This is a genomic window from uncultured Streptococcus sp. (assembly GCF_902463925.1).
Taxonomy (GTDB): domain Bacteria; phylum Bacillota; class Bacilli; order Lactobacillales; family Streptococcaceae; genus Streptococcus.
This window is the reverse complement of sequence record NZ_CABQHE010000006.1, coordinates 1-26,769: the sequence shown is the minus strand read 5'-3', so window position 1 is coordinate 26,769 and position 26,769 is coordinate 1. Positions and strand designations below refer to the sequence as shown.

Here is a 26,769-nt window from a genome sequence, read left to right as displayed (position 1 = left end):
GCACCATTATACCAAAAGAAAGTAGGCCTATGCAAGCTTTGTCAAAGTTTGTTATAATAGGCTTTGAGGTATTTCTATGAATTTTGAAAAAATAATAAATTATTTTAGACGACTAGGGCAGGCTATTCGCACAAAGTTTGCTGGTTCTAGGTCTAAAAGAGGGGATAAATCTTTTAATGAAAGGAAGGCTACAACTGATTCTAAGTGGAATCGTAAGCAAGTGAGAAAGTCGCCTGAGGACAGGATGACACTCTTAGACATGGGTGATGTTTTCTTAAAAACCTTAAAGCTTTTGTCTGATTTCTTTTATGTGGTTATTATCGTCCTTACCTTGTTCGGTGCAGGAATTGGTTTGGGGTATTTGGGGAGTCAAATTGAGTCTGTTCCGTCGATTAAGGACAAAACCTTGTTGCATCAGATTAGTGAGGTTAGTTTGGTATCTTCGATGAGCTATTCCGATTCCAAGAAGATTGCGGATATTGATACTGACTTGCTGAGAACACCTATTGAGAGTGATGCGATTTCTAACAATGTCAAAAATGCCATCATTGCGACTGAGGATGAAAATTTTAAGAAGCATAAGGGTGTTGTGCCAAAAGCTGTCTTTAGAGCCTTGGCATCCTCAGTCTTGGGAGTAGGTTCCTCTAGTGGTGGTTCAACACTAACACAGCAGCTGATAAAACAACAGGTTACAGGAGATACTCCAACATTTAGACGTAAAGCGGCAGAGATTATCTATGCCTTACAACTGGAACGTCGTGCTTCGAAAAATGAAATTTTAACTGATTATCTGAATGTTTCTCCTTTTGGACGTAATAACAAGGGGAAAAATATTGCTGGTATCGAAGAGGCTGCACAAGGGATTTTTGGGGTCTCTGCAGCGGATTTGACAGTTCCTCAGGCTGCCTATCTGGCAGGTTTACCACAGAGCCCAATTGTCTATTCACCCTATACTGCGGATGGACAATTAAAAAGCGCAGAGGATCTTTCTTATGGCTTGGCACGTCAGCAAGATGTGCTCTACAATCTCTATCGAGGGGGGTATCTAGATAAGTCACAATACGAAAGCTATAAGAATTATGACGTTACTAAAGATTTCAAGGCTGGGGAGAGCTCTGATTCAGTAAGTCATGACTATTTGTACTATTCAGTCATGTCTGAAGCTCAAGATGTCATGTATGATTACCTCGTTAAACGTGACAAGGTATCGAGTCAAGATTTGAAAAATGATAAGACAAAGGAAACCTATCGTGAGATGGCCCTTAAAGAGCTACAAACCGGTGGCTACAGCATTAAGACGACGATTGATAATGCAGTCTACCATGCGATGCAAGATACTGCTAACCAATATGGAGGTCTACTTGATCAGGGTGGAAATAACGGGGTCGAAGTTGGAAATGTACTCATGGACAATGCGACTGGAGCAATTCTAGGATTTGTTGGTGGTCGTAATTATGAGAATAACCAGAATAACCATGCCTTTGATACGGCACGCTCCCCAGGATCATCTATTAAGCCTATTATTGCTTATGGAATTGCTATTGATCAAGGTTTGATGGGTAGCTCAAGTATCCTTTCTAACTACCCAACTAATTTTACGGGTGGAACGCCTATTCTCCATGATGGTGATAAGGGTACAACTATGATGAACCTCCAAGAGGCACTCAATACCTCATGGAACATTCCAGCCTTTTGGACTTATCAAATGCTTCAACGTCATGATGTTGATGTTGAGGGTTACATGACCAAGATGGGTTATAAGATTGCTAATTACAATATCGAGAGTTTACCTCTTGGTGGAGGAATTGAAACCACGGTTGCCCAACAGGTAAATGCCTATCAAATGCTTTCAAATGGTGGCGTCTATGAGAAGGGTCATATGATTGATAGTATTACTGATCGGACTGGCGAAGTTATCTATCAGCATAAATCTGAAGGGGTTCAAGTCTTTTCAAGAGCTACGGCTAGCATCATGGATAACCTGCTCAAGGAAGTTGTAGTTAAGGGAGCGACAACGCAATTTCATTCTGAATTGAAAAATGTCAATGGTGCAGCAGCCTCAGCGGACTGGATGGGTAAAACAGGAACGACAGATAATTTTGCGGATGCTTGGTTGATCGTCTCAACGCCTGGTATTACTCTTGGTGGTTGGGCTGGTTATGATGACAATGCACCTACCAATCCTAAAACGGGTTACACCTACAATGCCCAATATATGGCTCGTTTGACTTCCGCTATCTATAATGCTAATCCAGGTATTTTTAAAACGGGAGATAAGTTTAACATGGATTCAAGTGCCATAAAAGCCAGTGTCCTTAAATCAACAGGTCTTAAGCCGGCAACAGTGTCAGTCAATGGTCGTAATGTTTCCGTTAGTGGCGAAATGGTTGATAGTTACTGGGCTAAAAATGGACCTGGCGATACAATCTACAAGTTTGCCATTGGCGGAACGGATAGTGACTACCAAAAAGCTTGGTCTAGTATTCTTGGAGAACATTAGGCTGTATTCAAGAATACTTGCAAAATAGTTAAAATTTAGGTATAATATAGATAACTATTTGTCGTCTTATTTGGTTGAAATATTGTCCAATCAAGAGATACAGCAGTTAAATCAACGTTTTTTCGGTCAGATTTAGCTGCTATTTTTGTGCTTATTTTTAGGATTTTTGGCTATTGTAACGCATATTTAAAGGTTCTAAAAATTCACAGATTAAAGTTTTCGCTTATCGTTAATCGGGTAAGTGGATGTTAGTATCTAATCACTTGATATCGGGACAAGCAACTGAAAAAGGCAGGAGACAAATATTTAAAGTGCACGACTTGCAAAGCAGGTCTCGAATGTAGAAAAGGAGTAGAAGACTTGGCAGGACATGACGTTCAATACGGGAAACATCGTACCCGTCGTAGTTTTTCAAGAATCAAAGAAGTTCTTGATTTACCAAACTTGATTGAAATCCAAACGGATTCATTCAAAGAATTCTTAGATACTGGTCTTAAAGAAGTTTTTGAGGATGTACTTCCTATCTCAAACTTCACAGACACTATGGAATTGGAATTCGTTGGTTACGAATTGAAGGAACCTAAGTACACACTTGAAGAAGCTCGTATCCACGATGCATCATACTCAGCACCTATCTTTGTGACTTTCCGTCTTATTAACAAAGAAACAGGTGAAATCAAAACTCAGGAAGTCTTCTTCGGAGATTTCCCTATTATGACTGAGATGGGTACTTTCATCATCAATGGTGGTGAACGTATTATCGTTTCTCAGTTGGTGCGCTCACCTGGTGTTTACTTTAACGATAAGGTTGATAAAAACGGTAAAGTGGGTTACGGATCAACAGTTATTCCTAACCGTGGGGCATGGCTTGAGCTTGAAACAGATTCAAAAGATATCGCCTACACTCGTATCGACCGTACACGTAAGATTCCATTCACAACACTTGTGCGTGCGCTTGGATTCTCAGGTGACGACGAAATTGTTGATATCTTTGGTGATAGCGAGTTGGTTCGTAACACTGTTGAAAAAGATATCCACAAAAATCCAGCAGATTCGCGTACTGATGAAGCACTTAAAGAAATTTATGAACGACTTCGTCCAGGTGAACCCAAAACTGCTGACAGCTCACGTAGCTTGCTTGTAGCTCGCTTCTTCGACCCACGTCGTTACGACTTGGCTGCTGTTGGTCGTTACAAAGTTAATAAAAAACTTAACATCAAGACACGTCTTTTGGGACAAACAATTGCTGAAAACTTGGTAGATCCTGAAACAGGTGAAATCCTTGTTGAAGCTGGTACTGAAATGACACGTGATGTGATTGATTCAATCGCAGAACACTTGGATGGTGATTTGAACAAATTTGTATACACACCAAACGATTATGCAGTGGTTACAGAACCTGTTGTTCTTCAAAAATTCAAGGTCGTTGCACCAAATGATCCAGATCGTGTGGTTACAATTGTTGGTAATGCCAACCCAGATGATAAAGTTCGTGCTTTGACAACAGCGGATATCTTAGCTGAAATGAGCTACTTCCTCAACCTTGCTGAAGGTATTGGTAAAGTAGATGATATCGACCACCTTGGTAACCGTCGTATCCGTGCCGTTGGTGAATTGCTTGCTAACCAATTCCGTATTGGTTTGGCTCGTATGGAACGTAACGTGCGTGAACGTATGTCAGTTCAAGATAATGAAGTCTTGACACCACAACAAATCATCAATATTCGTCCTGTAACTGCAGCTGTTAAAGAATTCTTCGGTTCTTCACAGTTGTCACAGTTCATGGACCAGCACAACCCATTGTCAGAGTTGTCACACAAACGTCGTTTGTCAGCCTTGGGACCTGGTGGTTTGACACGTGACCGTGCCGGATATGAAGTTCGTGACGTGCACTACACGCACTACGGTCGTATGTGTCCAATTGAAACGCCTGAAGGACCTAACATCGGGTTGATTAATAACTTGTCCTCATACGGACACCTTAACAAGTACGGTTTTATTCAAACACCATACCGTAAGGTTGACCGTGCAACTGGTAAAGTAACCAACGAAGTGGTTTGGTTGACTGCCGACGAAGAAGATGAGTACACAGTTGCTCAGGCTAACTCTAAATTGAACGAAGATGGAACATTTGCAGAAGAAATCGTTATGGGTCGTCATCAAGGTAATAACCAAGAGTACCCATCACACCTTGTAGATTTCGTGGATGTTTCTCCTAAACAGGTAGTTGCCGTTGCGACAGCATGTATTCCTTTCTTGGAAAACGATGACTCTAACCGTGCCCTCATGGGTGCCAACATGCAACGTCAAGCTGTGCCGTTGATTGATCCAAAAGCTCCATTTGTTGGTACTGGTATGGAATATCAAGCTGCCCACGATTCAGGAGCTGCAGTTATCGCTCAACATGACGGTAAAGTTGTTTACTCTGATGCTGATAAAGTTGAAGTTCGTCGTGAAGATGGTTCGCTTGATGTTTATACTGTTCAAAAATTCCGTCGTTCAAACTCAGGTACTGCCTACAACCAACGTACTTTGGTTAAGGTTGGCGATATTGTTGAAAAAGGTGACTTTATCGCTGACGGTCCATCTATGGAAGGTGGCGAAATGGCCCTCGGTCAAAACCCTATCGTCGCATACATGACATGGGAAGGTTACAACTTCGAGGATGCCGTTATCATGAGTGAGCGTCTTGTGAAAGATGACGTTTATACATCTGTTCACTTGGAAGAGTTCGAATCAGAAACACGCGATACAAAGCTTGGGCCTGAAGAAATTACACGTGAATTGCCAAACGTTGGTGAAGAAGCCCTTAAAGACCTTGACGAAATGGGTATTATCCGTATTGGTGCTGAGGTTAAAGAAGGTGATATTCTTGTTGGTAAGGTAACACCTAAGGGTGAAAAAGACCTTTCTGCTGAAGAACGTCTTCTCCATGCTATCTTTGGTGATAAATCTCGTGAAGTACGTGATACATCACTCCGTGTTCCTCACGGAGGTGATGGTGTCGTTCGTGATGTTAAAATCTTTACACGTGCAAACGGTGATGAATTGCAATCAGGTGTTAACATGCTTGTTCGTGTTTACATCGCTCAAAAACGTAAGATCAAGGTTGGAGATAAGATGGCCGGTCGTCACGGTAACAAAGGGGTTGTTTCTCGTATTGTTCCTGTTGAAGACATGCCTTACCTTCCAGACGGTACACCAGTTGATATCATGTTGAACCCTCTTGGGGTGCCATCACGTATGAACATCGGTCAGGTTATGGAACTTCACCTTGGTATGGCTGCTCGTAACTTGGGTATTCACATTGCAACACCAGTCTTTGACGGGGCAAGCTCAGAAGATCTCTGGGATACTGTTCGTGAAGCTGGTATGGACAGCGATGCTAAGACAATCCTTTACGATGGACGTACAGGTGAGCCGTTTGATAATCGTGTGTCAGTTGGTGTCATGTACATGATCAAACTTCACCACATGGTTGATGATAAACTACATGCCCGTTCAGTTGGTCCTTACTCACTTGTTACTCAACAACCTCTTGGTGGTAAAGCACAATTTGGTGGACAACGTTTCGGTGAGATGGAGGTTTGGGCCCTTGAAGCTTACGGTGCATCAAACATTCTTCAAGAAATCTTGACTTACAAGTCTGATGACGTTAATGGACGTTTGAAAGCCTATGAAGCTATCACTAAAGGTAAACCAATTCCAAAACCAGGTGTACCAGAATCATTCCGAGTACTTGTTAAAGAATTGCAATCACTCGGTCTTGATATGCGTGTCCTTGATGAAGACGATCATGAAGTTGAATTGCGTGATCTTGATGAAGGTGAAGATGACGACGTCATGCACGTTGATGATCTTGAAAAAGCACGTGTACAACAAGCCCAAGAAGCTACTGAATTAGAAAAAGATAAAGAAGAAGCTTCAGATAAAACAGAATAAAATAAGCTTTAGAGAGGGAGTTAAATCTCTCTGCTAAGGTAGCTGATAAAGGTTAGAATAGCGCTGCTATTGTCAATAGAACAAAAGAAAGGTAATACTAGTGGTTGACGTAAATCGATTTAAAAGTATGCAAATCACACTAGCTTCACCAACCAAGGTCCGTTCATGGTCTTATGGTGAAGTTAAGAAACCTGAAACAATCAACTACCGTACGCTCAAACCAGAACGTGAAGGTCTCTTCGACGAAGTGATCTTTGGTCCTACTAAAGACTGGGAATGTGCGTGTGGGAAATACAAACGTATCCGTTATAAAGGTATCGTTTGTGACCGCTGTGGTGTTGAAGTAACACGTGCTAAGGTTCGTCGCGAACGTATGGGTCACATCGAGTTGAAAGCACCAGTATCACATATCTGGTACTTCAAGGGAATCCCTTCTCGTATGGGATTGACTTTGGATATGAGCCCTCGTGCGCTTGAAGAAGTTATTTACTTCGCAGCTTACGTGGTTATCGATCCAAAGGAAACGCCACTTGAGCCAAAATCTCTCTTGACTGAACGTGAATATCGTGAAAAATTGCAAGAGTATGGTCATGGTTCATTTGTCGCTAAAATGGGTGCAGAAGCAATACAAGATCTCTTGAAACAAGTAGATTTGGAAGCGGAAATTGCTGAACTCAAAGAAGAGTTGAAGACAGCAACTGGTCAAAAACGTGTTAAAGCAGTTCGTCGTTTGGACGTTCTTGATGCCTTTTACAAGTCTGGTAATAAACCAGAATGGATGGTGCTTAACATCTTGCCAGTATTGCCACCAGATCTTCGTCCGATGGTTCAATTGGACGGTGGTCGTTTTGCAGCATCTGACTTGAACGACCTCTACCGTCGTGTTATCAACCGTAATAACCGTTTGGCTCGTTTGCTTGAGTTGAGTGCTCCAGGTATCATCGTGCAAAACGAAAAACGTATGTTGCAAGAAGCGGTAGACGCTCTTATTGATAATGGACGTCGTGGTCGTCCAATCACTGGACCAGGTAGTCGTCCACTTAAATCTTTGAGCCACATGCTTAAAGGTAAACAAGGCCGTTTCCGTCAAAACTTACTTGGTAAACGTGTCGACTTCTCCGGACGTTCCGTTATTGCCGTTGGTCCAACACTTAAAATGTATCAATGTGGTGTTCCCCGTTTGATGGCCATCGAACTTTTCAAACCATTTGTTATGCGTGAAATCGTTGCGCGTGAATACGCAGGTAACGTGAAAGCTGCTAAACGTATGGTTGAACGTGGTGACGAACGTATTTGGGATATTCTTGAAGATGTTATCAAGGAACACCCAGTACTTCTTAACCGCGCACCTACCCTCCACCGTTTGGGTATCCAGGCCTTTGAACCTGTCTTGATTGATGGTAAGGCCCTTCGTCTTCACCCATTGGTATGTGAGGCCTACAATGCCGACTTTGACGGTGACCAAATGGCCATCCACGTTCCATTGTCTGAAGAAGCTCAAGCTGAAGCACGTTTGCTCCTTCTTGCGGCAGAACACATCCTTAACCCTAAAGACGGTAAACCAGTCGTAACGCCATCTCAGGATATGGTTCTTGGTAACTATTACTTGACAATGGAAGAAGAAGGCCGTGAAGGTGAAGGTATGGTCTTCAAGGATATTGATGAGGCAGTTATGGCTTATCGTAATGGTTATGTTCACTTGCATAGCCGTGTAGGTATTGCAGTAGACAGCATGCCTGATAAACCTTGGAAAGAAAACCAACTTCACAAGATTTTGGTTACAACTGTTGGTAAGATTCTCTTTAACTCAATCATTCCATCAGAAATTCCATATCTTCAAGAAACAACAAATGAGAACTTGACAGATAGTACACCAGATAAATACTTCCTTGAACCAGGTCAAGATATTCAAACAGTTATTGATAGTTTGGAAATTAATGCACCATTCAAGAAGAAAAATCTTGGTAACATCATTGCTGAAACCTTCAAACGTCTTCGTACGACTGAAACATCAGCCTTTCTTGACCGTTTGAAAGACCTTGGTTACTACCACTCAACTCTTGCTGGTTTGACAGTGGGTATCGCCGATATCCCAGTTATCGATAACAAACAAGAAATTATTGATGCTGCTCACCACCGTGTTGAAGAAATTAACAAGGCCTTCCGTCGTGGTTTGATGACAGATGATGACCGTTATGTTGCTGTTACAACAACATGGCGTGAAGCGAAAGAAGCCCTTGAAAAACGTCTGATTGAAACACAAGATCCTAAGAACCCAATCGTTATGATGATGGACTCAGGAGCTCGTGGTAACATCTCTAACTTCTCTCAACTTGCCGGTATGCGTGGTTTGATGGCTGCTCCTAACGGACGTATCATGGAATTGCCTATCCTTTCAAACTTCCGTGAAGGTTTGAGCGTTTTGGAAATGTTCTTCTCTACTCACGGTGCGCGTAAAGGTATGACCGATACGGCCCTTAAGACAGCCGACTCAGGTTACCTTACTCGTCGTTTGGTTGACGTTGCCCAAGATGTTATCATTCGTGAAGATGACTGTGGAACAGACCGTGGTCTTCTTATCCGTGCGATTACTGATGGTAAAGAAGTTACGGAAACACTTGAAGAACGTCTTCAAGGTCGTTACACTAAGAAATCAGTCAAGAATCCTACAACAGGTGAAGTCATCGTAGGTCCAGATACTTTGATTACTGAAGACATGGCTGCTGCTATTGTCAATGCTGGTGTTGAAGAAGTAACTATCCGTTCAGTCTTTACATGTAACACACGTCACGGTGTTTGCCGTCACTGTTACGGTATCAACTTGGCAACAGGTGATGCGGTTGAAGTTGGTGAAGCAGTTGGTACGATCGCCGCTCAATCTATCGGGGAACCTGGTACACAGCTTACTATGCGTACCTTCCACACCGGTGGGGTAGCCTCAAATACCGATATCACACAGGGTCTTCCACGTATCCAGGAAATCTTTGAAGCACGTAACCCTAAAGGGGAAGCGGTTATCACTGAAGTTAAAGGTACTGTTATTGAAATCGAAGAAGATGCTGCAACACGTACTAAGAAAGTCTTCGTTCAAGGTAAGACTGGAATGGGTGAATACGTTGTTCCATTTACAGCTCGTATGAAAGTTGAAGTGGGTGACGAAGTACACCGTGGTGCGGCCTTGACAGAAGGTTCAATCCAACCTAAACGTCTCCTTGAAGTACGTGATACCTTGTCAGTTGAAACTTATCTTCTTGCAGAAGTACAAAAAGTTTACCGTAGCCAAGGGGTAGAAATCGGTGACAAACACGTCGAAGTAATGGTTCGTCAAATGCTTCGTAAAGTACGTGTTATGGATCCAGGTGATACAGACCTCCTTCCAGGTACACTTATGGACATTTCTGACTTCACAGATGCTAACAAGGATATTGTTATTTCTGGTGGTGTTCCTGCAACATCTCGTCCAGTCCTTCTTGGTATTACGAAAGCCTCACTTGAAACAAATTCATTCTTGTCAGCGGCTTCCTTCCAAGAAACAACACGTGTCCTTACAGATGCAGCTATCCGTGGTAAGAAAGACCATCTCCTTGGTCTTAAAGAAAATGTTATCATTGGTAAGACTATCCCTGCTGGTACAGGTATGGCTCGTTACCGTAACATTGAACCACTTTCAGTTAACGAAGTTGAAGTTATTGAAAACATTGCTGTTGATGAAGCAATTGTGGAAACATCTGAAGACTAAAATGAAATCAAAAGAACTCACAATGAATTGTGGGTTCTTTTCGTATTTATATGACTAGAATCTCTTCAATTTTTGATAAATATAAAATATAAGACCATATTTTTTATCTTTTCCAGAAAATTTTGTATAATAAGGACACTAAAGATGAAGTGAGAAAGAAAAATGTACCAAGTAGTTGAAATGAAAGGGGATTTGGAACCGTGGTGGTTCCTGGAAGGCTGGCAAGAGGATATCATCAGTACTAAGGAATTTGAAAATTTTTACGATGCCCTCAAGTACTATAAAAAACTTTGGTTTGCCATGGAAGAAACCTTGCCAAGTTATATCAGCCGTAGTAGTGTCATGACTGCTTTTTGGGATCAAGAGGATAAGCACTGGTGTGAGGAGTGTGACGAGTACTTGCAGGTCTATCGATCGATTGCACTTTTAGATGAGTGGCAGGAAATTCCTGAGGAAAAACACCGTCCGGGATATGAAAAGCGAAATGACCTTCCAAGTCATGCCCACTGTAAAATTAAACTTTAAACAATGCAGAAGCTCGAATTTTTTCGAGCTTCTTTTCATTTTTTAAAACTTTTTACGAATAGGTCTATGAGGAGGTCCTTATGGTAACAGAATTTGCTAAGGAAATAATCAAAAATGCTGATAGTTGTGGGGCTCAAGACATCTATGTCATTCCACGTCAGGATAATTACGAGCTCTATATGCGAGTTGGCCAGGAGAGGAGATTAATTGATGTATATCGGCCTGATTTCATGGCTAGTCTTATTGGTCACTTTAAATTTGTGGCGGGAATGATGGTGGGTGAGAAGCGTAGGAGTCAACTAGGTTCCTGTGACTATGATTGTGGTGACGGTCACTTGGTTTCTCTGCGTTTATCAACTGTTGGAGACTATCGAGGTTTGGAGAGCTTGGTTATCCGTATCCTACATTCCGAACGTCGAGAATTAGTGTATTGGAATCAAGGAATCCAGCCTATTATGGATGCCTTGGATTATCGAGGACTGTATCTCTTTGCAGGTCCCGTAGGTTCTGGGAAGACCACACTTATGCATGAGTTGGTTCAGGAGCGTTTTAAGGGGCAGCAGGTAATTTCGATTGAGGATCCTGTTGAAATTAAACAGGATAATGTCTTGCAACTCCAGGTGAATCAAGCAATTGACATGACCTATGATAATTTGATTAAGTTATCACTACGTCACCGCCCGGATGTTTTGATTATTGGAGAGATTCGAGATAAGGAGACTGCTCGAGCGGTTATTAGAGCTAGTCTGACGGGAGTTACTGTTCTTTCAACTATTCACGCAAAGAGTGTGGCAGGTGTTTATGAGCGTCTTCTGGACCTTGGTGTAGATAAGTCTGAGTTGGATAATGCCCTTCAAGGGATTGCCTACATGCGTTTGATTAAGGGGGGAGGTGTGATTGATTTTGCCTGTGAAAATTTCCAAAGCCATTCGTCAACCAGCTGGAATCAGCAGTTGGAAGGCTTGGTTAAACAAGGATATCTCACTGAAGGGGATATCCAAGGGGAAAAAATTAAAGATTAATCAGCAACTCAAGGTTATCCAGCTTTTCAAACAACTTCTAAAGGCAGGGTTTACCTTGACTGAAATCGTAGCTTTTTTGGAGCGGAGTCACTTGTTGAAAGAATCGTCATTGTCTCTTATGAAAGCGAGTTTAATGCAAGGCGACAGGTTGGATCAGATGTTTGCTGCAGTGGGCTTTTCGGACAATATTGTTACTCAGATTACCCTTGCTGATAAGCATGGTAATCTTCTAGGAAGTTTAACCAAGATTGAAACCTACATGCTTCGTATGACCAAGGTTCGTAAGAAACTCATGGAGGTAGCGACCTACCCTATTCTACTTCTGGGTTTCCTGATTCTGATTATGTTGGGGCTCAAAAATTATCTTCTTCCTCAATTGTTAGAGGGGGATGGTAAGGAGAATTGGGCTGTACAGTTGGTTCAGATTTTTCCCCAGCTCTTTTTTGTGACTTTGTGCGGACTTCTTGTATTAAGCTTAATTCTCTATCTATGGGCCAAACGCCAGCCAGCCCTTGTCTTTTATCGACGAATGGCAAAAATCCCTTTTATAGGCCAAACTGTCAGGCTATATACGACTGCCTATTATGCTAGAGAATGGGGAAATCTCTTAGGGCAAGGTATTGACTTGCTAGACTTAGTTGCTCTAATGAAAGAGCAAAAATCAAAGCTCTTTCGTGAGCTGGGGGCTGATTTAGAAGAAGCCTTGATGCTAGGACAGAGTTTTCCTGACCGTATTGCTAGTCACCCTTTCTTCACTAAGGAGCTATCCTTAATTATTGCTTATGGAGAGGCCAATGCTAGGTTGGGCTATGAGTTAGAAGTCTATGCTGAAGAGGTTTGGCAGACTTTCTTTAACCGTCTTAATAAGGCAACAACCTTTGTGCAACCCCTCATTTTTGTTATTGTTGCTGTCGTGATTGTAATGATCTATGCAGCCATGCTATTACCAATGTATCAAAATATGGAAGGAATGATGTCATGAAAATGATGTTGAAAAAATTGAATGCCGTTAAACTACGAGCTTTTACACTGATTGAAATGTTGGTCGTGCTTCTCATTATCAGTATTCTCCTTTTGCTCTTTGTACCTAACTTGAGCAAGCAGAAGGATTCTGTTAAAGAGACTGGAAATGCGGCTGTGGTCAAGGTCGTAGATTCTCAAGCAGAACTTTATGAAATGAAGAATAACAAGACAGCTAGCTTAGCCGCTCTTGTTTCAGAAGGTCAAATCACGCAAAAACAGGCAGATTCATACAATGATTATTATGCGAAACATGGTGGCGAAAGCCGCTCAGTGGCCAATTAGAGCCTTTACCTTGTTGGAGAGTCTGGTGACTCTAGCAGTGGTTGCCTTTCTCACTCTGAGTTTGTCAGGCTCAGTCACAGGTATTTTTCAGCAGGTTGAGACTAATCTTTTTTATCTACGCTTTGAGTACCTATACCGAGATAGTCAGCGCTTGGCAGCGGCGGCAGGATCCAATGTTGAATTGCGGTTGACCAAGGATAAAATCAGTAACGGAAAATCCAGTCTGGTGATTCCTAAAAATATTCATCTGGATAAGGGGCAGACGCTAGTGTTTGATGCCAAAGGAGGTAACTCTAGCCTCACGAAGATTCGTTTTTCAAGTGATAAGGAGGTGGTGACCTATCAGCTTAACATGGGCAGCGGTAAATATAAAAAGACGGTCTCTTAGAGGCTATATTCTTATCGAAAGCCTGGTAGCAATGGCTGTTTTAGTACTCGTCAGTGGTCTTATCTTGGATCAGATCAATACCAATCGTAGGCTAATGGCTAGGAATCTCCACCAACAGGAGGTCTTGAGTGTGGCTACCATGGCAGTTCAGACAAAACAGGATCAGTTGACCTTAAATGGCATCACAGTGACAGTAAAACGTAGCAAGCGAGGTATTGCGGTTTATGAATCAGGAAAGGAGATTATTCATGTCTCTCAATAGCAAGGTTCGTGCTTTTACCCTCTTGGAATGTCTAGTAGCTCTATTGGTGATTGCTGGTTCAGTTCAAGTTTATCAAGGTCTGACTACATTATTGGTGAGCAATGTTAAGCAGGTCAAGCAACAAGAAAACCAAGACTGGCTTCTATTTGTCCAACAAATGGAGGCAGAGTTAGAAGGTTGTCAGTTGGTAAAGGTAGAAGGGAACAAACTCTATGTTAAGCAGGATAATCAAGACCTGGCTTTTGGACTTTCAAGTGCTACTGATTTTCGAAAAACAAATGCTGACGGTCGAGGCTACCAACCCATGCTTTTCAATGTAAAATCTAGTACGATAAGTCAAAATAACCAGATAGTCACCATCCAAGTGACTCTAAAAAATGGGCTACAAAGGAGTTTTGTTTATGCTTTTGAAAAAACAGGTTAGGGGAGGCGTTCTCCTTTACGCTCTTTTTATGGCTGGCATTTTCATACTTCTTCTTCATGTTTATCTGGAACGGGTGGTTGCTAGCTCTAGACAAAATCAAGCGCAAATGACCTCCAGTCAAAGTCGTCTCATGGCAGAGATGACCATGGACTTGGCGGATAAGGAAGCAGGTGCTTTTAGTTTTTCTCAGGGTACTACGACTTATGAGGTTAAGGACAAACAAGTGATTGTTAGAGTTGCCAGTAAAGGCCAAATCAAGACCTATCGTTATGTGAAGAAGCAGGAGCAGAAATAGAAATTCTCTTTCCTTTTTGATATGATAGAAGGACGGAGGAAATCATGAATTTTGAAGCAATTGAGACAGCCTTTGAGCTGTTGTTAGAAAATGTCCAAACCATTGAAAATGATCTTGGAACCCATGCTTACGATGCCCTTATTGAGCAAAATTCCTATTATTTGGGGGCTGAGGTAGCTAATGAAGTCATCATCAAAAACAACGAGAAATTACGTGCTCTTGATCTAAGTAAAGAGGAGTGGCGTCGTGCTTTTCAGTTCTTGTTTATCAAGCTAGGGCAATTGGAAGCCTTACAAGCCAATCATCAGTTTACACCTGATGCTATTGGATTTATCATCCTCTACCTACTCGAAGGGTTGACCCAGGACGACCAATTAGATGTTTTGGAGATTGGTTCGGGGACAGGAAACTTGGCTGAAACGCTTCTAAATAATAGTCAGAAAACCCTTAATTATATGGGAATGGAAGTTGACGATCTCCTTATCGATTTGTCAGCTAGCATTGCTGATGTGGTGAATTCGAGTGCAGTTTACATTCAAGAAGATGCTGTTCGACCACACATTCTCAAAGAGAGTGATGTTATTATCAGTGACCTACCTGTTGGTTACTACCCTAATGATGAGATTGCGAGTCGTTTCAAGGTTGTAGCAACTGGTGAACACACCTATGCCCATCACCTTCTCATGGAGCAATCACTCAAGTACTTGAAGAAAGATGGTGTTGCTATTCTTTTGGCACCAACTAATCTTTTGACAAGCCCACAAAGTGATTCGCTTAAGAAATGGCTATCAGGATATGCTGATATTATTGCTGTTATCACTCTTCCAGAAGCAGCTTTTGGCAATAAACATAACATGAAGTCTATCTTTGTGCTTAAAAAACAAACTGAAAATGCTCCTGAGACCTTCGTTTATCCACTTAGTGATTTGCAAAACCCAGAGGTCCTCAAAGATTTTACAGAGAATTTCCAAAAATGGAAATCAGATAATTCCATTTTCTAGCAAAACATGTTAGAATAGGACTATATTATTGAAAGCGTTTTACAAAGAGGTGGCTTATGACAAAAACAATAGCAATTAATGCAGGAAGCTCAAGCTTGAAATGGCAACTATATGAGATGCCAGATGAAGTTGTTCTTGCTAAGGGTTTGATTGAACGTATCGGCTTGAAAGATTCTGTTTCAACAGTAAAATTTGCTGACCGTTCAGAATCGCAAACTCTAGATATTGCTGACCATGTTCAGGCAGTAAAAATCTTGCTTGATGATTTGATTCGTTTTGATATTATCAAGAGCTATGATGAAATTACAGGTGTTGGTCACCGTGTAGTTGCTGGTGGAGAATATTTCAAAGAATCAAGCTTGGTGGATGAAGATGCCTTGGCTAAGATTGAAGAATTGTCAGCCTTAGCACCTTTACACAATCCAGGTGCAGCTTCAGGGATTCGTGCCTTTAAGGAGCTCCTCTCAGATATTACGAGTGTTGCTGTTTTTGATACAGCCTTCCATACGTCTATGCCAGAAGTGGCCTACCGTTATCCAGTGCCTAATCGTTACTATACAGACTACCAAGTCCGTAAGTATGGAGCACACGGAACTAGTCACCAATATGTTTCTCAAGAAGCAGCTAAGTTGTTAGGTAAGCCAATTGAAGAAACTAAGATTATCACAGCCCATGTGGGAAATGGTGTTTCTATTACTGCCGTTGATGGTGGTAAATCAGTAGACACATCAATGGGGTTGACACCACTTGGTGGCGTTATGATGGGAACACGTACTGGGGATCTTGACCCTGCGATTATTCCATTTGTTATTGACCGTGAGCCTGAAATGGCAGATGCTGAGCGTATCCGTCACGTCTTTAATAAGGAATCAGGTCTTCTTGGTATTTCTGAAAAATCAAGTGATATGCGTGATATCATTTCTGGTAAGAATGCTGGCGATGAAAAATGTGCCTTGGCCTATGATCTTTATGTGGATCGTTTGCGTAAATACATCGCTCAATATTTCGGTGTGTTGAACGGAGCGGATGCTATCGTCTTTACAGCAGGTATTGGTGAAAACTCTGCAGAAGTTCGTGCTTCAGTTTTGGAGGGTCTCACTTGGTTTGGTATTGAAGTGGATCCTGAAAAGAATGTCTTTGGACATGTTGGCGATATTACAACAGCAGAGTCACCTGTTAAAGTTTTTGTCATCCCAACAGATGAAGAGTTGGTGATTGCGCGTGATGTTGAGCGCCTTAAATCTAAATAAGTTATCAAAAAATTGATAAGACCAGAAAAGTTGGCTGAGCAATCAGTCAGCTTTTTTGAATGCTCTGACAGCACCATTTGCCTATGCCAGTATGTTTAGTTCAATAAGTAAAGAAAACTTTACAAAAAATGTAAAAAAGACTTTACAAAATATGTAAAGTGAACTATACTATAAATGTAAAGTTAACTTAACAAAGAAAAGTAAGGAGTTTAACTATTTGAGAATAAACGATAAGGTTGAGGTACCACATGGAAACAAAAATTCAGGAACTTCGCAAGGCTAATAAGATTAGTCAGGCAGAGTTAGCAGACGAGATGGGAGTCACGAGGCAGACCATCATTTCACTCGAAAAAGGACGCTATAATGCGTCCTTGGAACTAGCTTTTAAAATTGCTAGGTATTTTGGAAAGACTATTGAAGAAGTCTTTATTTTTGAGGAAGATTAAGGATAAAAGATATGTTAATAAAAATGTTATTAGGAAAGAAAAAAACAGAGGACGAGTTTAAGAAATACATCGCACGAGTAGCTTGTTCCTTTTTTTCTTTGGGTGTTTTAGGCTTGTTTATTGTTCGCTCTAACAGTCTTAGTGACTATGCTCTAGGATTAGTATTGGGATTTACTATTGGGGCTTATCTCTTGTCGATCTATTATTTTGCTACTCTTAGTCATCCTAAACGCCTTCACCAGATGTATATTGCCGCCTACGATGAGCGAAATAAGCAGATTTTGAAGGCGTCAGCAGTCGCAACTCTGATTCTAGAATTTTTGCTTATATTTGCTTTGATTGCCCTATATGCCTTTGTCAATATTCAGTTGCCATATGTTACAGTCCTATCTGTTTTGCTCTATGGCTTAGTTGTAGGATTTGCTCTTATTCGTCTGATTCTATCTAAAATAGGATAAGATTTCCTAATTATACCTCTATTTTCATAGTGGCTTGTCAAAACAGTAGATTTGTATTATAATAAAAGTACAAAATAACAATAAAAAGAGGTAGCTTATTATGAACAAAGAGTCCATTTTAAAACGTTTTCTTTATTTTTTACTGGCTTTCCTAATTTTGTGTATTGAACAAGCTCCAACCATATTTGTTCGTGTTAAAGACGTGAGGGCAGTGAGTCTCCTAATTTTGGTTATGCTACTCATTAGTGCAGGAGCTCTTTTCTTAGGAAAACGCATGGGGCTTCTTGAGGGTTTCAAGATACTTTCTTCCTTAAAGGCATGGGGTATGATTGGCTTGACCTACCTAGGTATTTACATTGTTACTAGGGTAGGTGGGATGGTCATGCAAATGGAGGGCGTTAGTAATAGCACCAATCAGGCAGCCATAGAAAATGCCCATATGAATCCCTTTGTTCTCATAACAGTTACGGTGATTATGGCACCGATTGTGGAAGAGTTGATTTTTAGAGGGCTCCTCATGGGACGTGTCTTTAATCTAGATTCTATTGTTGGGTTGACTCTAAGTAGTTTACTCTTTGGCCTTGTTCATATGCCTAATAGTATCGGTGTCTGGATTATATATGCAGGTATGGGGTTTACCCTTGGGACAGTATATCGTAAGTGTCAAAAGTTAGAGTACTGTATCATAGCCCATATGATTAACAATGGTATTGTGGTTTCAATGATGCTACTTTTACAATTTTTAGCACCATATATCAAATAAAGCTCGGAATTTTCCGAGCTTTTTCTTTTTTATAGTTTTTGAGCTTTACCAATGGTTGTATCAATACTTGAAGCCACACTATGGGTAAGGCCTGTACGCTCAAGGTCCATGAGACCGGCGATAGTAGTGCCACCAGGGCTACATACCTTGTCAATAAGATCATGTGGACTGTCGCTACCTAGACTGAGATTTTCAGCAGTAGCTAGAACGGTCTGTGTGGCAATGGTCAAAGCAACTTGCTTACTTAGGCCATTTTTGACACCAGCTTTAGCCAGAGCCTCGATAAAGAGGGCGATGTATGCCGGACTAGAGCCAGCTAGGGCAGTGAAGGTATCAAAGTCCTTCTCAGCCAATTCAACAGTAGTTCCAAAACTATCTGTGATTTCCTTGGCAACTGCCAAAAGGCCCTCGGATACTTTATCATTGGTGCAAAGACCGGTAGTACTCTTAAGAATCTGAGCATTAAGGTTCGGCATGATACGAATAAGAGGAAGGTCTGGGCTGGTGAGTGAAGCGAGGCGTTCCAAGGTTACTCCAGCAGCCATACTCATGATAGGTTGATGGAAGTTGAGACCAGCTAGTACCTTATCAAACATTTGAGGTTTGATACCTAGTATGACCAGGTCAGCCTTATCCAACAATTCCTGATGGGAAGCAGCAGCTTCAACCTCTAGTTCCTCTGCAATTTGGCGCGAACGAGCCAAAGAAGAACCTGAAATAATGATACGATGTGAGCTTGTATTTAGGCCGTTGATAATGGCTGTTGCCATTTTTCCGACACCGATAAAACCTATAATCATGGGTTACTCCTTATCTTAATAGTTTTTAATCAAATCTACTGTTGAGCAATCCAACTTCTTAACAATAGCTTGTAAGAAAGCCTGTGCTTCTAGGAAGTCATCCATCGCATAAAGGGTTTGGTGCGAGTGAATGTAGCGGGCACAAACACCGATAGTTGTTGATGGAACACCAGCATTCTTCAAGTGAGCGGCACCAGCATCTGTTCCGCCCGCAGCACAGTAGTATTGGTATTTGATACCAGCTTCTTCAGCTGTAGTCAAAAGGAAATCTTTCATATTTGGCAACATGATGTGACCTGGGTCGAAGAAACGAATAAGGGTACCATCACCTACCTTACCTTGATTGCCATAGATATCACCTGCAGGAGAACAGTCTACTGCAAAGAAAACTTCAGGATCAAATTTAGTGGTAGAAACATGGGCACCACGTAAACCAACTTCTTCTTGAACATTGGCACCAGCGATTAGAGTATTGTTGAGTTCTTGATCCTTAACGTTTTCCAAGAGTTCACGAATCATGAGAACACCATAACGGTTATCCCAAGCTTTAGAAATGACATTCTTTTGATTGGCTGTGAGGATCGTTTCTGATTCAGGAATGATGACATCACCTGGGAAAACGCCGTAGGCATTAGCCTCTTCTTGGGTGGCAAAACCAGCATCAAAGACGATATCAGAAACACTAGGAAGACTTGAAGCCCCACCGCTAGCACGTAAGAAATGAGGTGGCACTGAACCTGAGATGACAGGATAGATATGACCGTCACGAGTGTGTAGGGTGAAGCGTTGTGAGCTGACAACCAGTGGGTTCCAACCACCAAGTTCGACGACACGGAAAGTCCCATCTGCCTTGATTTCTTTAATCATAAAACCAACTTCGTCCATGTGGGCAGCCACAAGCACCTTAGGGGCATTTTCTGCCTGGCTATGCTTGATACCGAAAATACCACCGAGACCATCTGTTTGTACCTCATCTACAAGTGGTGTGATATGTTTGCGAAGGTAGTCGCGTACAGGAGCCTCAAAGCCAGAAGTGGCCTTGAGTTCGGTTACTTCTTTAATTTTGTCAAATAGGGTAGTCATAAAATCCTCCTTGAGTAGTACTTGCTACTATTTTAGCACGATTCTTAAGAGATAGGTAGCCTCTCCCCATTCCTCTAAAATTATGGTAAAATGTTTCTTATGAAACGTAAAACATTGGCCTTGTTTGCTGGGGGCGTAGGAGCTTTAGGTCTCTTGGCAATGACAGAGAAGTATAGACAGTCACGCGTAGAAATGAAGGAAGCTGCATTAATCCAAGATATTAGACAAGAATTATCACATCTTGGACCCATCGCAGTTCTTTACACGAATCCTACGGATAAAGAAAATCCTGGGCTCACAGGAGGTATCGTCTTAGAGGATGGACGTGCCTATAGCTTTGTTTATGCAGAGGACAAGGTGACCTATGAGGAGGAACAAGCATGATTATTCCTAAGAATTTTGAAGAACTGGCAAGCTATGTCGAGAGTGATCAAAAAGTGGTCTTCTTTTTTACTGCCGATTGGTGTCCGGACTGCCAGTTCATCTACCCTGTTATGCCTGAAATCGAAGCCCTCCATCCAGATATGACCTTTGTGCGTGTTAATCGTGATGATTATATGGCTCTGGCACAAACTTGGAATATTTTTGGTATCCCAAGTTTTGTTGTGACTCAGAAAGGTCAGGAATTGGGACGCTTGGTCAATAAAGCTCGTAAAACTAAAGAAGAAATCACTGCCTTTTTGGCAACAGTATAAGGAGAACCCATGATTTTTGCATACAATAAGGAACAAGTTGGCGATGTTTTGTTGGTTATCTTGGAAGATACTAAAGACATCAAACGTAGCGTAGAACGTAAAGGTAAAGTGGCGCGTGTCACAGCTGATGAAACAGGCAAGACTCTTGCTTGGAATATTTTTGAAGTGTCAAGCCTCATTGATATCAAAGGTAACGGTCAAGTTTTCTTGTCAGACCAAGATGTAGCTGTTTTGAACGAGGAATTGGCTAAAGAGGGCTTTGAAGAGCGTTTGGAAAACACACAAGGTCCAGTCTTTGTGGTTGGACAAATTGATGAAATGGTTGCACATCCAGACAGTGACCACCTTAACATCTGCCAAGTAAACATCGGTGATAAGAAGGTGCAAATCGTAGCAGGAGCACCAAACGCAGCGCTTGGACTTAAAACAATCGTAGCTCTTCCTGGTGCTATGATGCCTAGTGGTGCCCTTATCTTCCCAGGAAAACTTCGTGGTGAAGATAGTTATGGTATGATGTGTGCCCCACGTGAGTTGGCACTTCCAAATGCCCCACAAAAACGTGGTATTATTGAACTTGATGATTCAGCAGTAGTCGGTGAGGCTTTTGATCCAGCCAAACACTGGAAAGGGTAAATAAGACAAGAAGCGGTAAGTAAGCCGCTTTTTTGTTTGTCATAAAGAAAGTTTATGGCTAATCATAAAAAAGAAAGATTATGCAAGTTATAATATTTTTCTTAAAATGTAATCAATATTTACTTTAGGAGGTACTTATGCTTACAACTGTTCTTTCTGGTGGGCTCATTGGTCTGATATTCGGATTCATTTTGCAACGAACTCGTTTCTGCTTGACTGGTGGTTTCCGAGACATGTATATTGCTCGTAATAATACCTTATTTTACGCTTTTCTTGTTGCAATCACAGTAGAAAGTATAGGAGTACTTTCTCTGATTAAATTAGGTATTATTGGAAACCCTTATGAAGAATTTTCCGTGTTAGGAGCAATTGTGGGTTCCTATCTATTTGGTATTGGAATTGTTCTCGCTGGGGGATGTGCCACAGGGACGTGGTATCGTGCCGGTGAAGGTCTCCTAGGGAGTTGGGTTGCACTATTATTTTATATGATAAGTGCAGCAGCTATGAAATCAGGATTTCTTGTTCCTTTGAATCAATTAATAGCCAAGCGATGGGTAATTAATGATGATTTAGCTGGTCAATTAGGAATTCCGGTTTGGTATTTTCTTGTTTTCTTAGTAGCTATAACAAGTTTTGTTGTCATTCGAGAGTTACGTAAGCCCAGACGTCAGATTGCTTCGCTTCCATCAAAATATAAGGGAGTGAGACACTATCTTTTTGAGAAAACTTACCATAAATATTTTGCAGGACTTCTAATAGGTCTTGTTGCTTTAATTGCTTGGCCTACCAGTCAGTTGACGGGTCGTGTTGGAGGGTTAGGGATTACAACTCCCTCAGCACATCTAATTAGTTATATTATCACAGGTGATAGTAAACAGCTTGGTTGGGGTGTTTTTCTTGTATTGGGGATTTTTCTTGGTTCCTTTCTTGCTGCAAAGGGTTCTCGAGAGTTTCGTTGGCGCTTGCCAGACTTGTTAACCATCGGTAAGAGTACACTAGGGGGTATTTTTATGGGAATCGGTGCTTCATGGGCTGGTGGCTGTACGATTGGTAATGGTTTAACAGCTACAGCAATTTTTTCTAGTAAGGGATGGATTGCTTTACCAGTGACTATTTTAGGTGTTTGGACGGCTTCCTATATTATCTTTGTAAAACCCAACAAAAATTAAGAGGAGAATATCATATGGCTTTGATAAAACTTGAAACGGGTGGATTGGTATGTCCATTCCCATTGATTGATGCGAAGAAAAAAATGGCTGAATTAGCTACAGGTGATGAGTTGTTGATAGCTTTCGATTGTACGCAAGCAACGGAAAGTATACCAAACTGGGCTGCAGATAATGATTATCCTGTGACGCGCTTTGAACAAGTCGGTCCTGCTTCATGGGAAATTGTGGTTCAAAAACGTTGAGCTAGCTAAACGAGTAGAGAAAATTTAAAGATCAATTTTTGTAACAAAAATATCTTATGGAGTACTATTTCTAGAAAAATAATATTCTTCGAGTAGTAGAGGGATTCTCTCGAAAAAATTTGTAAAACTATTTAAAATAAACCACTTTTTACTCCCTCTTACGAATAGATAGGTGGAGGTAAAAAATGTATAACAAAGTAATTTTAATTGGACGTTTGACAGCAACACCTGAAATAGTTAAGACTGCTAGCGACAGGTCTTTTACACGTGTCACAGTTGCGGTTAATCGTCGCTATAAGACGCAAAATGGTGAGCGTGAGGCTGACTTTATCACAGTAGTGGTTTGGGGACGTTTAGCTGAGACCTTGGCATCTTATGCTAGCAAGGGAAGTTTAATTTCTCTTGATGGTGAGATTCGCACTCGTAAGTATGATAAGGATGGTCAAACTCATTACGTTACTGAAGTGCTTTGTTCCTCTTTCCAACTTCTGGAGAGTCGTGCTCAGCGTGCTGTTAGGGAAAATAATACTGACAATGACTTGGCTGACCTGATTTTAGAAGAAGAACTTCCCTTTTAGTTTATCCTTTGTACTAGCTATTTAAGTCTTCTATCTTTGAAGCAATCACTCCAAAAAATCATTATCTTGTTCCATACCTTGTTTTAAAGAATTGTTGGAGACGAAATATTAAACACTTATTAGACTAATAAATAGTAAAATTAGATAAGGCTTAGGATGATAGGTGTTTAAAAGTATAGATAGAGTAGAGAAATTGATTCGAAAAACCTTTAAATGTAGTTATAATATGTTTTTTGCCGTTTGGTGGATTAGCCAAAACAGTGTACACAATTAACAATTTTCTCTTATTAAAATCATTTTTTATTACCCATTTTTAAATTAAATGATAGAAGTTTCGTGATAAACTATAGTAGGCATTACTTGTTTGGAAGGAAAGTGTGAAATATCACAACTATAACACTATCCTTGTAATTGTTTGAGACAGTTGCATTTTTATTTATAGTTGTGAGGCCATAGGCTGATTCAAAGATTTCACAGACAATTGACTATGACACTCCGACTGACATATAAATTAGGATGTTAAGCGGTCGTTGACTTTTCGTCTAGACTTGGGGGAACACATTGGTGTGATTCCTAAGACTCACCAAACTAATGTGTTTGAAGCTAGGATGATTCGTCTTAGCTTTTTTTTGTGCCTTTTGGAAAGGGAATGTTTTTCTTATGCTATAATAGAGGGACTAAGCGAGACAGCATCTCGTTAATCTTGGAACAGGAGTAAGACTAATGCTTGACTATAGCCAAGAAGAGAAAGAGTTCTTTATGTCTGAGGCTCTTAAGGAGGCCCAACAATCTCTAGATAAAGCAGAAATTCCAATTGGTTGTGTTATTGTTAAGGATAGAGAAATCGTTGGTCGTGGGCATAATGCGCGTGAGGAGCTCAACCAAGCTATTATGCATGCGGAGGTCATGGCCATTCAGGAGGCCAATAGGACAGTGGGCAACTGGCGTTTGTTAGACTGCACCCTTTTTGTGACTATTGAACCCTGTGTCATGTGTAGTGGGGCCATTGGCCTAGCTCGTATTCCCAAAGTTATCTATGGAGCATGCAATCAAAAATTTGGTGGTGCAGGTAGCCTTTATGATATTCTAAGAGATGAGCGTCTCAATCATCGCGTAGAAGTAGAGACTGGTGTCATGGAGGAAGAGTGTGCTAAGATTATGCAAGACTTTTTCCGCCAGAGTCGTGAACGCAAAAAAGAAGCCAAACGATTGGCTAAATTAGAAGTCGTGCAAGATATGTAAACAAAAGTGCAAGTCCCTTTGGACTTGCACTTTTTAATGGAAGAAGAGTATTTTTGTTTTCCTGAAGGCAGTTTAGGTCACTCTTTCTATGATTTTTTTTCTTTTTCTCTTGTTAAAAGAAAAATAGGCATAAAGAGGATTAGAGTACCAAAAGCGGACTTCAAATTAGTATCAATAATTGGTGTTCCTAATCGTACATGAAAGATAAGGTTGATTAGGAGTATCAAAAGTAGGCTACCGATAATTCCAGCTAAAGCTATTTTTACGAGTAAATAGTTATTCGTTTTAGGTGATTGATTAGCAGTAGTATCATTTGTTTGATTTTTTGTATGTTTCATGAGTTATCATCCTCAAAATCTTTGAGATGTCAGCTGAGTTCTGTTAGTTAGTGGGTGAGGTTATAGAAAGACTTACCTGCAGCATAGCTAAGGTCATAAGTCAGTTTTGCAGCAGCGATGCCAACAGAAATAGCGGCCCAAGGAACTACTCCACCTGATACAGCTTCAAGTTCTTGAGTAGTCAGGTTTTTACGATTGTTAATGGTCTTAGTCATTGTTCATATGTCCTTTCTTTTATCGTGCAGAGTCCATGTAGCCATTGTAGGCTCCAACACATACAAGTGTTCCAATAGGTCCTGAAGCTAGGCAGAGCCCTCCAATGGCAAGGTTGGTCTTCCATCCGCCTCCTGTTACTGAGGCTAGCTCAGCTGCCTTCATTTCTTTGTTAATCATTGTCATTCTCCTTTTTTTTATTTTTGGTGAGTTTTTAAATCTCATACCCTCTCACCACGAGTTACGAGATATGTTAAACATGACTTCTCCTTTAAATAAAGTCAGCCATGTCACTAGCTTTTGGTACTTTCCTCAAGCTATGGATTTATTATAAGGTGAAGAGAAATAAAAAAGTAGTGACATTTATGTCACTATGGCATTGCTAGTCTTATCATAAGTTCTCTATTTGCAATCACTTCAATTTATGGTATAATACTTTTCGGAGCAACATCTGTGCGTGAAGCGGGTCAGGGGAGGAATCCAGCAGCCCTAAGCGATTTCAGGTGTGTGCTCTTTTTTTGTGTTAAGGAGGATTTATGGCCAAATTTAGTGTTTTTAAAGATCAAGAGAGTCTTTTTGCTTGTCCTATCTGTCGGGCACCAATGCATTTGGATTTGTCTAGCTTGGTTTGTCAGAATAGGCATACCTTTAATATCGCCAAGCAGGGCTTTGTCAATTTTTTGAGACAGACTAAGGGAGATAAGCACTATGATATGGCTTCTTTTGAAAAGAGGAGCCAGATTTTAGCAGCAGGCTATTATGATCCTATCCTGGAGGTGATTTCAGAGCGTTTGCGTGATCTTCCTAAACACTCGCATGTTCTAGATGTTGCCTGTGGTGAGGGCTACTATAGCCGTCAGTTGGCTCAAAAGTTTAACAAGGATTTCATGGCCTTTGACTTGTCTAAGGATTCTATCCTTCTTGCGGCACGTCAAAATCCTCAGAAAAATGTAGCTTGGTTTGTTGGTGATTTGGCTCAATTGCCCTTACGTGAACACGGTATCGATGTCATTTTAGATATCTTTTCACCAGCTAATTATCAAGAATTTGGACGACTTTTGTCTGATCATGGCTTGATTTTCAAGGTTATTCCTCACGAAGATCATCTTAAAGAGTTTCGCCAACTGTTACCGGAGGTGCAAGTTTATTCTAACCAGGATGTTCTGGAACATTTTCAAGAGTCCTGTGAGCTTTTGGAGCGTGTGACGGTTACTAAGACTTGGTCTATGCCATCAGAGCATGTTCAAACATTTGCTGAGATGACACCTCTTTTCTTCCATGCCAATAAGGATACTTTGGACTTGACTTCAGTGACGCAATTAACGGTTGCAGGAGAACTGCTGATTGGCCGTATTAGATATGATAAGCAATCCTAACAGTCGTTGGGATTTTTTTGGCTCCTTGTCAACTGTAGTGGGCGAAAAGCTAACATCTAGAGAGGACCTGATAGGTCTTC

The 26,769-nt window shown here is 41.1% G+C and carries 29 protein-coding genes and 1 other RNA gene; 25 read left to right on the top strand and 5 right to left on the bottom strand.

Annotated elements, in window-relative coordinates; all coding sequences use genetic code 11:
• Window positions 1-76: 76 nt before the first annotated feature.
• The 16 genes from pbp1b (at window position 77) to RDY04_RS05450 (ending at window position 18,320) form a co-directional block, all read left to right on the top strand.
• Window positions 77-2,500 (top strand): penicillin-binding protein PBP1B, encoded by a 2,424-nt coding sequence (gene pbp1b, locus RDY04_RS05525; RefSeq protein WP_303952337.1) that lies wholly within the window; start codon window positions 77-79, stop codon window positions 2,498-2,500.
• Between the two features lie 360 nt (window positions 2,501-2,860).
• Window positions 2,861-6,442, top strand: a complete 3,582-nt coding sequence (gene rpoB, locus RDY04_RS05520; RefSeq protein ID WP_303952335.1) for a DNA-directed RNA polymerase subunit beta — start codon at window positions 2,861-2,863, stop codon at window positions 6,440-6,442.
• Between the two features lie 100 nt (window positions 6,443-6,542).
• Window positions 6,543-10,181: a DNA-directed RNA polymerase subunit beta' gene (gene rpoC, locus RDY04_RS05515; protein ID WP_303952333.1), complete on the top strand. Its 3,639-nt coding sequence runs from the start codon at window positions 6,543-6,545 to the stop codon at window positions 10,179-10,181.
• A 162-nt stretch (window positions 10,182-10,343) separates the two neighbouring features.
• A complete protein-coding gene (locus RDY04_RS05510; protein ID WP_303952331.1) occupies window positions 10,344-10,706 on the top strand; it encodes a DUF1033 family protein in 363 nt (120 codons plus the stop codon).
• A gap of 80 nt (window positions 10,707-10,786) precedes the next feature.
• Complete coding sequence (comGA, locus tag RDY04_RS05505; protein ID WP_303952329.1) at window positions 10,787-11,728, top strand: competence type IV pilus ATPase ComGA; 942 nt, start codon at window positions 10,787-10,789, stop codon at window positions 11,726-11,728.
• Entirely contained in the window at window positions 11,610-12,710 is a 1,101-nt protein-coding gene (gene comGB / locus RDY04_RS05500) for a competence type IV pilus assembly protein ComGB (RefSeq protein WP_303952327.1), read from the top strand. Before comGA ends, comGB begins: the two co-directional genes overlap by 119 nt.
• A gap of 8 nt (window positions 12,711-12,718) precedes the next feature.
• On the top strand, window positions 12,719-13,033 hold the full coding sequence (comGC, locus tag RDY04_RS05495; protein ID WP_037611125.1) for a competence type IV pilus major pilin ComGC: 315 nt from the start codon (window positions 12,719-12,721) through the stop codon (window positions 13,031-13,033).
• Window positions 12,993-13,421 carry a competence type IV pilus minor pilin ComGD gene (gene comGD, locus RDY04_RS05490; protein ID WP_303952325.1) on the top strand — a complete coding sequence of 143 codons (429 nt, stop codon included), beginning with the start codon at window positions 12,993-12,995 and terminating at the stop codon, window positions 13,419-13,421. The genes comGC and comGD overlap by 41 nt, the downstream gene beginning before the upstream one ends.
• Window positions 13,422-13,452: 31 nt before the next feature.
• Window positions 13,453-13,683, top strand: a complete 231-nt coding sequence (gene comGE / locus RDY04_RS05485; RefSeq protein WP_303952323.1) for a competence type IV pilus minor pilin ComGE — start codon at window positions 13,453-13,455, stop codon at window positions 13,681-13,683.
• Window positions 13,670-14,107 (top strand): competence type IV pilus minor pilin ComGF, encoded by a 438-nt coding sequence (comGF, locus tag RDY04_RS05480; protein ID WP_303952321.1) that lies wholly within the window; start codon window positions 13,670-13,672, stop codon window positions 14,105-14,107. Before comGE ends, comGF begins: the two co-directional genes overlap by 14 nt.
• Window positions 14,085-14,402 (top strand): competence type IV pilus minor pilin ComGG, encoded by a 318-nt coding sequence (gene comGG, locus RDY04_RS05475; protein WP_303952320.1) that lies wholly within the window; start codon window positions 14,085-14,087, stop codon window positions 14,400-14,402. The genes comGF and comGG overlap by 23 nt, the downstream gene beginning before the upstream one ends.
• Before the next feature lie 44 nt (window positions 14,403-14,446).
• Complete coding sequence (locus tag RDY04_RS05470) at window positions 14,447-15,403, top strand: class I SAM-dependent methyltransferase (RefSeq protein ID WP_303952319.1); 957 nt, start codon at window positions 14,447-14,449, stop codon at window positions 15,401-15,403.
• Between the two features lie 56 nt (window positions 15,404-15,459).
• Window positions 15,460-16,653, top strand: coding sequence for an acetate kinase (locus RDY04_RS05465; protein ID WP_303952318.1), 1,194 nt, complete (start codon window positions 15,460-15,462; stop codon window positions 16,651-16,653).
• Window positions 16,654-16,901: 248 nt separating this feature from the next.
• Window positions 16,902-17,099 carry a helix-turn-helix transcriptional regulator gene (locus RDY04_RS05460; protein WP_002885716.1) on the top strand — a complete coding sequence of 66 codons (198 nt, stop codon included), beginning with the start codon at window positions 16,902-16,904 and terminating at the stop codon, window positions 17,097-17,099.
• Window positions 17,100-17,110: 11 nt separating this feature from the next.
• Complete coding sequence (locus RDY04_RS05455; protein ID WP_303952315.1) at window positions 17,111-17,557, top strand: CAAX protease; 447 nt, start codon at window positions 17,111-17,113, stop codon at window positions 17,555-17,557.
• A 100-nt stretch (window positions 17,558-17,657) separates the two neighbouring features.
• Window positions 17,658-18,320 carry a CPBP family intramembrane glutamic endopeptidase gene (locus tag RDY04_RS05450; protein WP_303952313.1) on the top strand — a complete coding sequence of 221 codons (663 nt, stop codon included), beginning with the start codon at window positions 17,658-17,660 and terminating at the stop codon, window positions 18,318-18,320.
• A gap of 29 nt (window positions 18,321-18,349) precedes the next feature.
• On the opposite strand, the gene proC is transcribed toward RDY04_RS05450, so the two are convergent.
• Together proC and pepA are read right to left on the bottom strand one after the other, a co-directional pair.
• Window positions 18,350-19,120, bottom strand: coding sequence for a pyrroline-5-carboxylate reductase (gene proC, locus RDY04_RS05445; RefSeq protein WP_064520010.1), 771 nt, complete (start codon window positions 19,118-19,120; stop codon window positions 18,350-18,352).
• Between the two features lie 15 nt (window positions 19,121-19,135).
• Entirely contained in the window at window positions 19,136-20,203 is a 1,068-nt protein-coding gene (pepA, locus tag RDY04_RS05440; protein ID WP_303952310.1) for a glutamyl aminopeptidase, read from the bottom strand.
• A 99-nt stretch (window positions 20,204-20,302) separates the two neighbouring features.
• Between pepA and RDY04_RS05435 the strand changes: the two genes are divergently transcribed.
• The 7 genes from RDY04_RS05435 (at window position 20,303) to tadA (ending at window position 24,762) form a co-directional block, all read left to right on the top strand.
• A complete protein-coding gene (locus tag RDY04_RS05435) occupies window positions 20,303-20,587 on the top strand; it encodes a DUF4651 domain-containing protein (protein WP_303952309.1) in 285 nt (94 codons plus the stop codon).
• The gene (locus RDY04_RS05430; protein ID WP_303952307.1) at window positions 20,584-20,898 is read left to right on the top strand and encodes a thioredoxin family protein; all 315 of its coding nucleotides are present in this window, start codon (window positions 20,584-20,586) and stop codon (window positions 20,896-20,898) included. Before RDY04_RS05435 ends, RDY04_RS05430 begins: the two co-directional genes overlap by 4 nt.
• A 9-nt stretch (window positions 20,899-20,907) precedes the next feature.
• Window positions 20,908-21,531, top strand: a complete 624-nt coding sequence (gene ytpR / locus RDY04_RS05425; protein WP_303952305.1) for a YtpR family tRNA-binding protein — start codon at window positions 20,908-20,910, stop codon at window positions 21,529-21,531.
• A 137-nt stretch (window positions 21,532-21,668) separates the two neighbouring features.
• Entirely contained in the window at window positions 21,669-22,700 is a 1,032-nt protein-coding gene (locus tag RDY04_RS05420) for a YeeE/YedE family protein (RefSeq protein WP_303952304.1), read from the top strand.
• A 14-nt stretch (window positions 22,701-22,714) separates the two neighbouring features.
• Window positions 22,715-22,942: a sulfurtransferase TusA family protein gene (locus RDY04_RS05415; RefSeq protein WP_003095911.1), complete on the top strand. Its 228-nt coding sequence runs from the start codon at window positions 22,715-22,717 to the stop codon at window positions 22,940-22,942.
• A 185-nt stretch (window positions 22,943-23,127) separates the two neighbouring features.
• Window positions 23,128-23,520 carry a single-stranded DNA-binding protein gene (locus RDY04_RS05410; RefSeq protein ID WP_303952301.1) on the top strand — a complete coding sequence of 131 codons (393 nt, stop codon included), beginning with the start codon at window positions 23,128-23,130 and terminating at the stop codon, window positions 23,518-23,520.
• Between the two features lie 723 nt (window positions 23,521-24,243).
• Window positions 24,244-24,762, top strand: a complete 519-nt coding sequence (gene tadA, locus RDY04_RS05405) for a tRNA adenosine(34) deaminase TadA (RefSeq protein WP_117646807.1) — start codon at window positions 24,244-24,246, stop codon at window positions 24,760-24,762.
• A gap of 86 nt (window positions 24,763-24,848) precedes the next feature.
• On the opposite strand, the gene RDY04_RS05400 is transcribed toward tadA, so the two are convergent.
• The 3 genes from RDY04_RS05400 to RDY04_RS05390 are packed head-to-tail and all read right to left on the bottom strand — an operon-like array spanning window position 24,849 to window position 25,493.
• Window positions 24,849-25,100: a hypothetical protein gene (locus RDY04_RS05400; RefSeq protein WP_014635104.1), complete on the bottom strand. Its 252-nt coding sequence runs from the start codon at window positions 25,098-25,100 to the stop codon at window positions 24,849-24,851.
• Window positions 25,101-25,147: 47 nt separating this feature from the next.
• On the bottom strand, window positions 25,148-25,315 hold the full coding sequence (locus RDY04_RS05395) for a class IIb bacteriocin, lactobin A/cerein 7B family (RefSeq protein ID WP_117646806.1): 168 nt from the start codon (window positions 25,313-25,315) through the stop codon (window positions 25,148-25,150).
• 19 nt (window positions 25,316-25,334) lie between these two features.
• Window positions 25,335-25,493: a class IIb bacteriocin, lactobin A/cerein 7B family gene (locus tag RDY04_RS05390; protein ID WP_303952295.1), complete on the bottom strand. Its 159-nt coding sequence runs from the start codon at window positions 25,491-25,493 to the stop codon at window positions 25,335-25,337.
• Between the two features lie 256 nt (window positions 25,494-25,749).
• Between RDY04_RS05390 and ffs the strand changes: the two genes are divergently transcribed.
• Together ffs and RDY04_RS05380 are read left to right on the top strand one after the other, a co-directional pair.
• An RNA gene (gene ffs, locus RDY04_RS05385) (signal recognition particle sRNA small type) lies at window positions 25,750-25,835 on the top strand.
• 14 nt (window positions 25,836-25,849) lie between these two features.
• Window positions 25,850-26,689: a methyltransferase domain-containing protein gene (locus tag RDY04_RS05380; RefSeq protein ID WP_303952293.1), complete on the top strand. Its 840-nt coding sequence runs from the start codon at window positions 25,850-25,852 to the stop codon at window positions 26,687-26,689.
• Window positions 26,690-26,769 lie beyond the last annotated feature (80 nt).

Coding starts and splice junctions, on each gene's coding strand:
- RDY04_RS05400 (WP_014635104.1), bottom strand. CDS start 25,100: ATGAAACATACAAAAAATCAAACAAATGATACTACTGCTAATCAATCA.
- pepA (WP_303952310.1), bottom strand. CDS start 20,203: ATGACTACCCTATTTGACAAAATTAAAGAAGTAACCGAACTCAAGGCC.
- RDY04_RS05410 (WP_303952301.1), top strand. CDS start 23,128: ATGTATAACAAAGTAATTTTAATTGGACGTTTGACAGCAACACCTGAA.
- RDY04_RS05465 (WP_303952318.1), top strand. CDS start 15,460: ATGACAAAAACAATAGCAATTAATGCAGGAAGCTCAAGCTTGAAATGG.
- RDY04_RS05430 (WP_303952307.1), top strand. CDS start 20,584: ATGATTATTCCTAAGAATTTTGAAGAACTGGCAAGCTATGTCGAGAGT.
- comGE (WP_303952323.1), top strand. CDS start 13,453: ATGGCTGTTTTAGTACTCGTCAGTGGTCTTATCTTGGATCAGATCAAT.
- RDY04_RS05470 (WP_303952319.1), top strand. CDS start 14,447: ATGAATTTTGAAGCAATTGAGACAGCCTTTGAGCTGTTGTTAGAAAAT.
- comGD (WP_303952325.1), top strand. CDS start 12,993: ATGCGAAACATGGTGGCGAAAGCCGCTCAGTGGCCAATTAGAGCCTTT.
- comGA (WP_303952329.1), top strand. CDS start 10,787: ATGGTAACAGAATTTGCTAAGGAAATAATCAAAAATGCTGATAGTTGT.
- comGF (WP_303952321.1), top strand. CDS start 13,670: ATGTCTCTCAATAGCAAGGTTCGTGCTTTTACCCTCTTGGAATGTCTA.
- comGG (WP_303952320.1), top strand. CDS start 14,085: ATGCTTTTGAAAAAACAGGTTAGGGGAGGCGTTCTCCTTTACGCTCTT.
- RDY04_RS05380 (WP_303952293.1), top strand. CDS start 25,850: ATGGCCAAATTTAGTGTTTTTAAAGATCAAGAGAGTCTTTTTGCTTGT.
- RDY04_RS05395 (WP_117646806.1), bottom strand. CDS start 25,315: ATGACTAAGACCATTAACAATCGTAAAAACCTGACTACTCAAGAACTT.
- RDY04_RS05510 (WP_303952331.1), top strand. CDS start 10,344: ATGTACCAAGTAGTTGAAATGAAAGGGGATTTGGAACCGTGGTGGTTC.
- tadA (WP_117646807.1), top strand. CDS start 24,244: ATGCTTGACTATAGCCAAGAAGAGAAAGAGTTCTTTATGTCTGAGGCT.
- RDY04_RS05415 (WP_003095911.1), top strand. CDS start 22,715: ATGGCTTTGATAAAACTTGAAACGGGTGGATTGGTATGTCCATTCCCA.
- ytpR (WP_303952305.1), top strand. CDS start 20,908: ATGATTTTTGCATACAATAAGGAACAAGTTGGCGATGTTTTGTTGGTT.
- pbp1b (WP_303952337.1), top strand. CDS start 77: ATGAATTTTGAAAAAATAATAAATTATTTTAGACGACTAGGGCAGGCT.
- RDY04_RS05450 (WP_303952313.1), top strand. CDS start 17,658: ATGAACAAAGAGTCCATTTTAAAACGTTTTCTTTATTTTTTACTGGCT.
- RDY04_RS05460 (WP_002885716.1), top strand. CDS start 16,902: ATGGAAACAAAAATTCAGGAACTTCGCAAGGCTAATAAGATTAGTCAG.
- RDY04_RS05455 (WP_303952315.1), top strand. CDS start 17,111: ATGTTAATAAAAATGTTATTAGGAAAGAAAAAAACAGAGGACGAGTTT.
- RDY04_RS05435 (WP_303952309.1), top strand. CDS start 20,303: ATGAAACGTAAAACATTGGCCTTGTTTGCTGGGGGCGTAGGAGCTTTA.
- RDY04_RS05420 (WP_303952304.1), top strand. CDS start 21,669: ATGCTTACAACTGTTCTTTCTGGTGGGCTCATTGGTCTGATATTCGGA.
- RDY04_RS05390 (WP_303952295.1), bottom strand. CDS start 25,493: ATGATTAACAAAGAAATGAAGGCAGCTGAGCTAGCCTCAGTAACAGGA.
- proC (WP_064520010.1), bottom strand. CDS start 19,120: ATGATTATAGGTTTTATCGGTGTCGGAAAAATGGCAACAGCCATTATC.